Genomic DNA, 1,123 nt, shown 5'->3' with positions numbered 1-1,123 from the left:
GTCTCACTATCACCGCTGCCAACCACGTCATACATTTGAGCCGATGGTGGAATCCTGCCGTTGAGGACCAGTGCAACGATCGTGTCTTTCGCATCGGGCAGGACAAGCCCGTCACCGTCTACATTCCGATCGCTAGGCATCCTGTGTATGGGGAAGGTTCGTTCGATATCAAGCTCAATGCGCTGCTCGAGCGCAAGCGAACCTTGTCGCGGGACATGCTTGTGCCGCCGGTGTGGGAAACCGACATTGACGAGCTGTTTTCGGCGACGATGGTCTAGACTGTCCGCCCGATCAGATCGTCGATGTACTGCGAGCCCGGTACCACAGCCGTGACGATTAGACGATCGCGGGCGCGGGTCGCGGCGACATAGAGGAGTTGCCGTTCCGTGGCGAGGACCTCATCAAGTTCGAAATCGTCGGCGACGTCGGCGACGCGCTCGGCGAGGGGAAGCGCGTCCTCGTCGCATGCCATGAGGACCACGAGGCGGAATTCGAGACCCTTTGCGAGGTGCATAATGCCGAGCAGAGCTGTTTCCGTTGGAGCCTTTTCCTCGCCGACGAAGGTGCGCACCGGAATTCCCGCAGCTTCAGCGGCCGCGAAGGCACGGTCGAGGTGAGCTTCCGACCGCACGAAGATACCGATCTCGTTTGCGGCAAAGCCATCAGCCAAGGCTTGCTTGATCGAGTTTGCCGCGCTGGCTATTTCGGCAGTCTCGTCCTTTTCGATGATGACGATCGGATCTGGTCCCTCGAAGACCGAAACCGTGCCGGTCCGCAGACTTTCGTTCTCGTCGACATCCCGCATCCGGTCAGGAAGTAGACGATCTGCCGCACGCCGTATCTGGTGCGAGGTTCGATAGTTGACCTTAAGCGTTGTGGACCGGCCGCGGACATCAATGCCGAGTTTCTTCCAGGAGAACGGTTGCTGGAAAATCCGTTGGCCAAGATCGCCGGCGAAGAACATAGCGTCTGGTTCGTCCCTGGCGATGGCCGCCAGGAAACGCAGTTCGGCGACGCCGAGATCCTGCGCTTCGTCGACAACGATGTGGGTGAACGGTTTTTCGCTGCGGCTGGCATAGTGTCTGGTGACCGATGCAAAGACGCCGGCCCGCGTCATCAGGCC

General features: G+C 59.8%; 2 protein-coding genes and 1 pseudogene. 1 reads left to right on the top strand and 2 read right to left on the bottom strand.

What is annotated here, in order from left to right:
- Window positions 1–278 (top strand): C-terminal helicase domain-containing protein (locus EOA24_RS42205; RefSeq protein WP_189354631.1); only part of this gene is annotated, 278 nt, incomplete at its 5' end.
- On the opposite strand, the gene EOA24_RS38820 is transcribed toward EOA24_RS42205, so the two are convergent.
- Both EOA24_RS38820 and EOA24_RS44195 read right to left on the bottom strand, forming a co-directional pair.
- On the bottom strand, window positions 275–964 hold the full coding sequence (locus EOA24_RS38820) for a 3'-5' exonuclease (RefSeq protein WP_245501978.1): 690 nt from the start codon (window positions 962–964) through the stop codon (window positions 275–277). The genes EOA24_RS42205 and EOA24_RS38820 overlap by 4 nt on opposite strands.
- A gap of 21 nt (window positions 965–985) precedes the next feature.
- Window positions 986–1,117, bottom strand: a pseudogene (locus EOA24_RS44195) (hypothetical protein); the annotation flags it as partial.
- Window positions 1,118–1,123 lie beyond the last annotated feature (6 nt).

The organism is Mesorhizobium sp. M2A.F.Ca.ET.039.01.1.1 (assembly GCF_003998035.1).
Taxonomy (GTDB): Bacteria; Pseudomonadota; Alphaproteobacteria; order Rhizobiales; family Rhizobiaceae; genus Mesorhizobium.
The sequence above is the reverse complement of the archived record's forward strand: the minus strand, read 5'-3'. Positions and strand labels throughout refer to the sequence as shown.

Coding starts and splice junctions, on each gene's coding strand:
- EOA24_RS38820 (WP_245501978.1), bottom strand. CDS start 964: ATGTTCTTCGCCGGCGATCTTGGCCAACGGATTTTCCAGCAACCGTTC.